Origin of the sequence: Klebsiella sp. 10982, assembly GCF_048589245.1 — a bacterium.
GTDB classification, from domain to species: domain Bacteria; phylum Pseudomonadota; class Gammaproteobacteria; order Enterobacterales; family Enterobacteriaceae; genus Klebsiella; species Klebsiella quasivariicola.
In genome coordinates this window covers 19791-28699 of record NZ_JBMAXV010000049.1, presented here as the reverse complement: position 1 = coordinate 28699, position 8909 = coordinate 19791, and the positions used below count along the sequence as shown (strand labels likewise).

At 58.3% G+C, this 8909-nt stretch carries 8 protein-coding genes; 4 read left to right on the top strand and 4 right to left on the bottom strand.

The window, feature by feature from the left end:
- Nucleotides 1–57 precede the first annotated feature (57 nt).
- The 3 genes from cysG to nirB form a co-directional block, all read right to left on the bottom strand.
- A complete protein-coding gene (cysG, locus tag ACKLKD_RS24385) occupies nt 58–1431 on the bottom strand; it encodes a siroheme synthase CysG (protein WP_087806095.1) in 1374 nt (457 codons plus the stop codon).
- Between the two features lie 153 nt (nt 1432–1584).
- A complete protein-coding gene (nirD, locus tag ACKLKD_RS24380) occupies nt 1585–1911 on the bottom strand; it encodes a nitrite reductase small subunit NirD (protein WP_004202186.1) in 327 nt (108 codons plus the stop codon).
- Nucleotides 1908–4451 (bottom strand): nitrite reductase large subunit NirB, encoded by a 2544-nt coding sequence (gene nirB, locus ACKLKD_RS24375; protein ID WP_025711901.1) that lies wholly within the window; start codon nt 4449–4451, stop codon nt 1908–1910. The genes nirD and nirB overlap by 4 nt, the downstream gene beginning before the upstream one ends.
- Before the next feature lie 239 nt (nt 4452–4690).
- Here nirB and ACKLKD_RS24370 point away from each other — a divergent pair, with 239 nt between their 5' ends.
- Complete coding sequence (locus ACKLKD_RS24370) at nt 4691–6013, top strand: cytosine deaminase (RefSeq protein ID WP_025711902.1); 1323 nt, start codon at nt 4691–4693, stop codon at nt 6011–6013.
- On the opposite strand, the gene tsgA is transcribed toward ACKLKD_RS24370, so the two are convergent.
- Nucleotides 6010–7197 (bottom strand): MFS transporter TsgA, encoded by a 1188-nt coding sequence (gene tsgA, locus ACKLKD_RS24365; protein WP_002920240.1) that lies wholly within the window; start codon nt 7195–7197, stop codon nt 6010–6012. The genes ACKLKD_RS24370 and tsgA overlap by 4 nt on opposite strands.
- 276 nt (nt 7198–7473) lie before the next feature.
- Here tsgA and ppiA point away from each other — a divergent pair, with 276 nt between their 5' ends.
- The 3 genes from ppiA to ACKLKD_RS24350 all read left to right on the top strand — a co-directional run bounded on the left by ppiA (nt 7474) and on the right by ACKLKD_RS24350 (nt 8909).
- The gene (ppiA, locus tag ACKLKD_RS24360; RefSeq protein ID WP_002920238.1) at nt 7474–8043 is read left to right on the top strand and encodes a peptidylprolyl isomerase A; all 570 of its coding nucleotides are present in this window, start codon (nt 7474–7476) and stop codon (nt 8041–8043) included.
- A 106-nt stretch (nt 8044–8149) separates the two neighbouring features.
- Nucleotides 8150–8317: a YhfG family protein gene (locus tag ACKLKD_RS24355; RefSeq protein WP_002920231.1), complete on the top strand. Its 168-nt coding sequence runs from the start codon at nt 8150–8152 to the stop codon at nt 8315–8317.
- Complete coding sequence (locus ACKLKD_RS24350) at nt 8307–8909, top strand: putative adenosine monophosphate-protein transferase Fic (protein WP_025711903.1); 603 nt, start codon at nt 8307–8309, stop codon at nt 8907–8909. Before ACKLKD_RS24355 ends, ACKLKD_RS24350 begins: the two co-directional genes overlap by 11 nt.

The window sequence follows — 8909 nt, the reverse complement described above, 5'->3', positions numbered from 1 at the left end:
GGAATTAGGAATATCCCGCCCTTTTTTATGCCTGTCGTCCACGCCGCAAGGCGAAGGTTAGTGGTTCGAGAACCAGTTCAGTTTATCCCGCAGGCCGACCACGCGGCCGACGATGATCAGCGCCGGGCTGGCCATCTGCTGCGCCAGAATATCCAGCTGTGCTAAGGTGCCGCTGACGACTTTTTGCGTCACGGCGGTACCGTTCTCGACGATGGCGGCGGGCATATCTTCCGCCATGCCGTGAGCGATAAGCTTCTCGCGGATCGCTGGCGCCTGGTTCAGTCCCATGTAGAACACCAGGGTTTGCTTCTCTATCGCCAGGTTTGCCCAGTCCAGCTCGCCGCCGGTTTTCAGATGGCCGGTAACCAGGCGGACGCCCTGGGCGAAATCGCGGTGTGTTAACGGGATCCCCGAGTAGGCGGAACAGCCGGAGGCGGCGGTAATGCCAGGGACAACGGAGAAGGGGATGCCCGCCTCACAAAGGATTTCCAGCTCTTCTCCGCCGCGGCCAAAGATAAAGGGATCGCCGCCTTTCAGCCGGACCACGCGTCTGCCTTTTTGCGCTTCGCGCAGCAGGATCTGGTTGATCTCCTCCTGCGGGACGCAGTGATAGCCTGAACGTTTGCCGACGAATACCCGGTCGGCATCGCGGCGCACCAGGTTCATGATGTCGTCGGAGACCAGACGGTCATAAACCACCACATCGGCCTGCTGGATCTGCTGTAGCCCTTTGAGCGTGAGTAGCCCGGCATCGCCTGGGCCGGCGCCAACCAGCACCACCTCGCCGCGATGCTCTAACGGTTCCGTCAGCAGCTGCTCGGTGGTATCTGCCACCGCTTGCCGATCGTCGTTGGCCAGCGACTGCGCCAGCCGATCGTTAACAAACAGCTTCTCCCAGAAGCGGCGGCGTTCGCCCACGCTGGCAAACTGCTGCTTAACGCGCGCGCGCAGATGGCCGGCGTAGCGCGCCAGCTGGCCGAGGTGTAGCGGCAGGACGGACTCCAGCTTCTCGCGCAGCAGGCGCGCCAGCACTGGCGATGTCCCGCCCGAAGAGACGGCGACCATCAGCGGCGAGCGATCGATGATCGACGGCATGATAAAGCTGGCCTGGCGCGGGGCATCCACCACGTTACAGAAGATACGCCGCGCATCGGCCGCCTCGCTAACCTGCTGGTTGACCGTCTCATCATCAGTAGCGGCGATGGCCAGCCAGCAGTTATCCAGCAGCGAGGGGATAAACTCCCCCTGCACCAGAGTTAGCATCTGTGAATCAGCCCACACCTGAAACTGGGGCGTGAAGTCGAGCGCATTGACCGTGACGTTAGCGCCAGCATCCAGCAGCAGACGGGCTTTGCGTTCGGCGACATCCCCGCCGCCAACCAGTAAACAATCGCGCTGGCGCAACTGGCAGAATATGGGTAAGTGATCCACAGAAAAACCTCATAAAAATAAGGGGTAGAAAACGAGTGGTCGTAGAATAGCAGCAAAGGTAATACAAAACATGCGACATATCCCGCACTCATGCGCTGTCGGTCAGAACTGTTACTTATATCTCCCCCCGTGGCCGGGGGGAGGGAGAAGGACTTACGCTTTAAGCTGAACGTGTCCGTCTTTCACGCGGGCGTCGAAGCGGGCGATAGAGTGGCTGGCATCTTCCATGCACAGGCCGTCGCTCAGGCGGAAGCGCTGTTTTTTCAGCGGGCTGGCAACCCACAGCGCGCCGTCATGTTCGGCGATGATCCCGCGGGACAGCACGCTGGCATTGAAGAACGGGTCAATATTGCTGATGGCGAATACCCTGTCGTCATGGTAGGGACGGAAGATCGCCACCTGCTGCTGGCCGAGCAGCGCGCAGACGCCGGTGGCCGGCAGGATGTCGTCAATTTTGCAGATGTTTACCCACTGGCTCATGCTTTTTCCTCCACCAGAGTAACCGGGATACGCTCATACGGCGTGGCCGGGCGGTGCTGGTCACGTTCCGGCACCACCTGAACGTTCGGGTCGCGCTGGTCGCTGTTGATAAAGTGTTTGAAGCGCGTCTGCGCCGCCGGGTTGTTGACGGTCTCGGTCCACTCGCAGGCGAAGGCGGCGCGCAGGCGAGCCAGCTCCTCTTCCAGATGGTCGTTCAGGCCCAGCTTGTCATCGATGATAACGCTGCGCAGATAGTCGATCCCGCCTTCCATGTTGTCCAGCCACGGCGCGGTACGGGTTAGCTTATCGGCGGTGCGGATGTAGAACATCATAAAGCGGTCGAGATACTTAATCAGCGTCTCGCGATCGAGGTCCGCGGCCAGCAGATCGGCGTGGCGCGGCTTCATCCCGCCATTACCGCACACGTACAGGTTCCAGCCTTTCTCGGTGGCGATGATCCCGACGTCTTTGCCCTGGGCCTCCGCACATTCGCGGGTACAGCCGGAGACGCCGAACTTCATTTTGTGTGGGGTGCGGATGCCTTTGTAGCGGTTTTCCAGTTCCACGCCGAAGCCGACGCTGTCGCCGACGCCGTAGCGGCACCAGGTGCTACCGACGCAGGTTTTCGCCATCCGCAGCGCTTTGGCGTAGGCGTGGCCGGTTTCGAAGCCCGCTTCAATCAGCTGACGCCAGATCTCCGGCAGGTCGTCTTTCTGCGCGCCAAACAGGCCGATGCGCTGGGAGCCGGTGATTTTGGTGTACAGATTGAATTCACGCGCGATACGGCCCACGGCGACCAGCCCTTCCGGCGTGATTTCGCCGCCCGCGGAGCGCGGAATGACCGAGTAGGTACCATCTTTCTGAATGTTGGCGAGGAAGTTGTCGTTGGTGTCCTGCAGCGGCGTGTGCTGCGGTTTGAGGATGTACTCATTCCAGCAGGAGGCCAGCAGAGAGCCGACGGTCGGCTTACAGATCTCGCAGCCATAACCCTGACCGTGTTTTTCCAGCAGTTCGTCGAAGGTTTTAATGCCTTCCACGCGGATCAGGTGGAACAGCTCCTGGCGGGAGTAAGCGAAGTGTTCGCACAGGTTGTTGTTGACCTCGATGCCCTGTTTCGCCAGTTCGGCATTGAGCACCTGCGTCACCAGAGGGATACAACCCCCGCAGCCGGTTCCGGCTTTGGTTTCCGCTTTCAGCGCCGCGACGGTGTGGCAGCCTTTGTTGATGGCGGCGATCAGGTCGCCTTTACTGACGTCAAAGCAGGAGCAGATCTGCGCGCTGTCCGGCAGTTTATCGACGCCGATCGACGGCTTGCCGCTGCCGGCGTGGGCCGGAAGGATCAGCGAATCCGGATTTTCCGGCAGCTCGATAGCGTTGAGCACCAGTTGCAGCAGATTGCCATAGTCGCTGGTGTCACCGACCAGCACCGCGCCGAGCAGCGTTTTATTGTCGGCGCTGACGATCAGGCGCTTATAAACTTCTTTGCTTTCGTCGAGATAGACGTAGCTGCGGGCGCCCGGCGTGCGGCCATGGGCATCGCCGATACCACCCACATCCACGCCCAGCAGCTTCAGCTTGGCGCTGAGATCGGCGCCGGTGAAACTATTTTCACTGCCGAGGAGGTGGTCGACGGCCACCTGGGCCATTTTATAGCCCGGGGCGACCAGACCGTAGACGCGGTTGTTCCAGCTGGCACATTCGCCGATGGCGTAGATATCCGGGTCGGAGGTCTGGCAGCTATCGTTGACCATGATGCCGCCGCGCTGGGCGACCTCCAGCCCGCACTGGGTGGCCAGCTTGTCACGCGGGCGGATCCCGGTAGAGAAGACGATGAAATCGACCTGCAGCTCGCTACCGTCGGCGAAGTGCATGGTTTTGCGCGCCTCGGTACCCTGCTGGACGATCTCTTTGGTGTTTTTGCTGGTGTGAACTTTCACGCCCATGCTTTCAATTTTGCGCCGCAGCTGCTCGCCGCCCATCTGGTCGAGCTGTTCGGCCATCAGCATCGGCGCGAATTCGATAACGTGGGTTTCCACGCCGAGGTTTTTCAACGCGCCTGCCGCTTCCAGACCGAGCAGACCGCCGCCGACGACTGCACCGCGCTTGCTGCGACGGGCGCAGGATTCAATCGCGTTGAGATCTTCAATCGTGCGATAGACGAAGCAATCCTGAGTTTCCGCGCCTTTAATCGGCGGGATCCAGGGGTATGAGCCGGTCGCCATAATCAGCTTGTCGTAGAACACAGTGCGCCCGGCGCTGGAGTGGATCACCTTCTCCTGGCGGTTGATGGTGATCGCCCGTTCGCCGACCAGCACCTTGACGCCGTGTTTCTCATAGAAACCTTCGCGCACCAGCGACAGCTCTTCTGCGGTATGGTGGGAGAAATAAGACGACAGGTGGACACGGTCGTAGGCGATACGCGGTTCTTCACAGAACACGGTAATGTCGAACTGTCCGGCAGGCGTCTTATCGAGAAGCTCTTCGATAAAGCGATGGCCAACCATGCCGTTACCGATAATAGCGATTCTGACTTTGCTCATTTTTGCCTCGATTTCTTTTCTATTACCGCCTACCTTAACGATTCAGCCATCAGGCTTATTGATTCAAATCAATGACAACTTCACCTACCACTTAATGGGTATATAATTGATTTGTCTGTATTTTTCTAAGTTATGGAAAACGCTGGCTTTTCCTTTTTGCTGATTTTGTGTACAAGAATTGGACGGGCCGCGAAGTAGAGTTGGCTGGAAAATAAGCCGTATTGAATAGAGAGGGTGATATGACAGCAGCGCCGCTTTGGTTGATTCAGAACGTACGCCTGGCAGACCGTGACGGCCTCTGGCAGATAGCGATAGATAAGGGGCGCTTTGGCGCGATTACGCCGATGGGCGAGGCGCACGACGAAAGCTACGAAATATTGAACGCTCGCGGCGGGCTGGCGATCCCGCCTTTTATCGAGCCGCATATCCATCTGGATACCACCCAGACGGCCGGTGAGCCGCACTGGAACCAGTCCGGTACTTTGTTCGAGGGGATTGAGCGCTGGGCGGAGCGGAAAGCGCTGCTCAGCCATGAGGATGTCAAAGCCCGCGCGTGGAAAACCCTCAAATGGCAGATCGCCAATGGCGTGCAGTTTGTCCGTACCCATGTTGATGTCTCCGATCCCACGTTGACGGCGCTGAAGGCGATGCTGGAGGTCAAACAGGAGGTGGCGCCATGGGTCGAGCTACAGATTGTCGCTTTTCCGCAGGAGGGGATCCTCTCTTACCCCAACGGCGAGGCGCTGCTGGAGGAGGCCCTGACGCTGGGGGCGGATGTCGTCGGGGCGATCCCGCACTTTGAGTTCACCCGTGAATATGGTGTGGAATCGCTGCATATTGCTTTCCGTCTGGCGCAGAAATATGACCGCCCGCTGGATATCCACTGCGATGAAATTGACGATGAACAGTCGCGCTTTGTTGAAACCGTTGCCGCGCTGGCGCTGAAGGCGGGGATCGGGCCGCGAGTGACAGCCAGCCATACCACCGCCATGCACTCCTATAATGGCGCTTATACCTCACGCCTGTTCCGCCTGCTTAAGCTCTCCGGCATCAACTTTGTCGCCAATCCGCTGGTGAATATTCATCTGCAGGGCCGGTTTGACGACTACCCGAAACGGCGGGGCATTACCCGGGTGAAGGAGCTGATGGCGGCGGGGATCAATGTGTGCTTTGGTCATGATGACGTCTTTGACCCGTGGTACCCGCTGGGGACCGGCAATATGCTGCAGGTCCTGCATATGGGGCTGCACGTCTGCCAGTTGATGGGTTATCAGCAGATCAACGACGGCCTGAAGCTCATCACCGACCACAGCGCCCGCACGTTTGGTCTGACGGATTACGGCATCGTCAGCGGCAACCCGGCTAACCTGATCATCCTCCCGGCGGAGAATGGCTTTGAGGCGGTACGCTGCCAGGTGCCGGTGCGCTGGTCAATTCGCCAGGGAAGGGTGATCGCGACCACTCAGCTGGCGCAAACTTGGATCCAGACCGACCGCGGTGGGGAGGAGCTCTCTTTTATGAGGAACAGCCCCCTTGCGGACGCAAAGGGGCCGAAGGCTTAGTGAGACGCCGCCTGAGCGTTGTTCTGGCGGTGACGGGAGACGAAGCCAAGGATGAAGCACATCACGAACACCACGGCGTAGAGGCCGTTAGCGGTGTGCAGCGCGGCCAGGGGACCGCTGGCCGCCACAATCGGGCCGGTGACCACGAAAGTAAGCATGGTGCCGATGGTGCCGCAGGTGAGGATAAAGTTCACCAGCTTCGGCGAAGCGACCCGCGTCTGCTGCGAACCGAGCGTAATGATCGAGGTGTAGATGGCGCTGGAGAAGAAGCCCAGGGTGAGAATAAACCACGGCATATGCTCCGGCGACCCATTGATAAACAGGTACATCAGCACCGTCGCGAGCCCGGCGAGAACGGTTAAAATACGCTGCAGGTCGAAGAAGCGTAGGATGAAGCTGAATGACCACATGCCGATCATGTAGGACATCCAGAAATCGCTCACCAGTTTACCGGCGTCCCCGAGGCTCATGCCCAGGCTCTTCGCATATTCCGGTACCCAGGAGATAAAGCCCAACTGACCGAGGATGTAGCACAGCGCCGCAACGGAAAGGAACAGCACGCCGATGCCCCACTTCTCTTTCACTACCGGCTGGCTGTTTTCGCTCTGCGCTTTTTTGCCCAGCACCGGAAAATCACAGCCGAAAGTCAGGACAAAAATGGCGACATACACCAGCCCAATACAGGCGTAGACCCAGTACCACTCGATGCTGCGCGCCAGCAGGACGGCGGCGACCATCGGGAAAATCATTCCCGCCATGCTAAAGAAGGAGTCGGTAAACAGCAGACGCGCCCCGCGCTGACGGCCTTCGTACATATGGGTGATCAGGAAGGTCCCGATCGACATGGTGATCCCGCTCACCAGGCCGAGAACGAACATCGACGCGGAGAACAGCGCCAGGCTGTGGCTGAGCATCAGGCCGGCCACCGCCAGCACCATCAGAATAAAGCCAAAACGCAGCTGAGTTTTCAGCGGCACGATTTCCATCAGCCAGGCATTGAGGAAGATGGAGATCAGAATACCGGCGTTCAGAAAGGTAAAGGTGTTGCTCATACTGGAAACGGGCAGATGGAAATAATCCGCAATGTTACCCATCACCATCCCGGTGACGATCACCAACGCGCCGGTCAGGGCGTAGGAGAAGAAGCTGATCCATGTGAGCTTAATACGGTTGCTGTTAGTCATGACTGGCCTGTGAATAGAAAGGTAAAGCGCGTTGACGCTGCGCCGGGCGGACAGATTTTATTCGTTCAGGTGATGTAATTAAATGTTTATTGTGAAATAGATTATCTTTTGCATGTTTTAATGTGATTCAAATCACATTTAATCGTCGCGCAGGAGAACGTTTGCGCGGTTACAATTATTACAGCTAAGTAAAATTTGGTAAAAGGCTGGCCCAGGATGCAAAGGCTCTTTAGAATCAAGGCACTCGCTTTTATTCTGCTCCGTTAAGGAATTTCCATGCTCAAATCAACACTGGCGGCGATGGCTGCCGTTTTCGCCATTTCAGCGTTCTCCCCGGCCATGGCGGCAAAGGGCGACCCGCATGTGCTGCTGACCACCTCGGCAGGGAACATTGAGCTTGAGTTAAACAGCCAGAAAGCCCCGATTTCCGTAGATAACTTCCTGAAGTACGTTAACAGCGGCTTCTACAACAACACCACCTTCCACCGCGTGATCCCGGGATTCATGGTGCAGGGCGGCGGCTTTAACGAGCAGATGCAGCAGAAACAGCCTAACCCACCGATTAAGAATGAAGCAGATAACGGCCTGCGCAACACCCGCGGCACCATCGCGATGGCGCGTACCGCCGATCAGGATAGCGCCACCAGCCAGTTCTTCATCAACGTGGCGGATAACGCCTTCCTTGACCATGGCCAGCGCGACTTTGGCTATGCGGTGTTTGGTAAAGTGGTGAAGGGGATGGACGTCGCGGACAAGATCTCCCAGGTCCAGACCCATAACGTCGGTCCATACCAGAATGTGCCGACCAAACCGGTTGTTATCCTCTCTGCGAAAGTGCTGCCTTAATCTTCCCTCAGCGCGGTGGGTAGCCGCCGCGCCCGGACGCCTCCCGGCATAACCTGAAATTGCTGCTTATACTTGTGGCACACAGGGGACGATAAGGGGGGCGACGATGCGTCCACTCACCGATAAGCAAAAATCCCGACTCTGGGAACAGACACGCAATACCAATTTTCAGGCCAGCCGTCGCCTCGAAGGCGTGACGGTGCCACTGGTTACGCTGACTGCCGAAGAGGCGCTGGCGCGTCTGGCGACGCTGCGGAGGGAGTATGAGCGATAAATTCGGCGATGAACGCGATCCTTACCTCTATCCGGCGCTGAACGTTCTGCGCAACCGTCTTGGCATCCGCCAGGCTAAAAATCTGCAGCAGGCCGCCTTTGAGATGACAGCGCTGCGGGCGGCCACTCTGCCGCTGGGCCCGCGGGTGCGCGGCTTACCCTATCTGTGCGCTATTCATCAACAACTGTATCAGGATCTGTTTGACTGGGCGGGCCGGTTGCGTGAAGTGAACCTTTACCTGGGTGATACGCCGTTTTGCCACTTTGCCCGGATCGAGGAGGAGGGCAATGCCCTGATGCAGGCCCTTGAGCAGGAGGATTATCTCAACAGCCTGCCGCGCGAGACCTTTATCGAACGCCTGAGCTGGTTCTATGGTGAAATTAATGTGCTACACCCTTTTCGTCTTGGCAATGGCCTGACCCAGCGCATTTTCTTTGAACAGCTGGCGATACACGCCGGCTACCTGCTTGACTGGCGTGATGTCGACCCTGCCAGCTGGAGCGCGGCCTGCCAGCAGAGCGCGATGGGCGATCTGGCCCCGCTGGTGGCGATCTTTCGCAAAGTGGTAAGCGAAGCGCGGGAATCTGAGTAG

Excerpts from the sequence above, each read along its gene's own strand:
- ACKLKD_RS24370 (WP_025711902.1), top strand. The coding sequence starts at position 4,691 with ATGACAGCAGCGCCGCTTTGGTTGATTCAGAACGTACGCCTGGCAGAC.
- ppiA (WP_002920238.1), top strand. The coding sequence starts at position 7,474 with ATGCTCAAATCAACACTGGCGGCGATGGCTGCCGTTTTCGCCATTTCA.
- tsgA (WP_002920240.1), bottom strand. The coding sequence starts at position 7,197 with ATGACTAACAGCAACCGTATTAAGCTCACATGGATCAGCTTCTTCTCC.
- ACKLKD_RS24350 (WP_025711903.1), top strand. The coding sequence starts at position 8,307 with ATGAGCGATAAATTCGGCGATGAACGCGATCCTTACCTCTATCCGGCG.
- nirB (WP_025711901.1), bottom strand. The coding sequence starts at position 4,451 with ATGAGCAAAGTCAGAATCGCTATTATCGGTAACGGCATGGTTGGCCAT.
- ACKLKD_RS24355 (WP_002920231.1), top strand. The coding sequence starts at position 8,150 with ATGCGTCCACTCACCGATAAGCAAAAATCCCGACTCTGGGAACAGACA.
- nirD (WP_004202186.1), bottom strand. The coding sequence starts at position 1,911 with ATGAGCCAGTGGGTAAACATCTGCAAAATTGACGACATCCTGCCGGCC.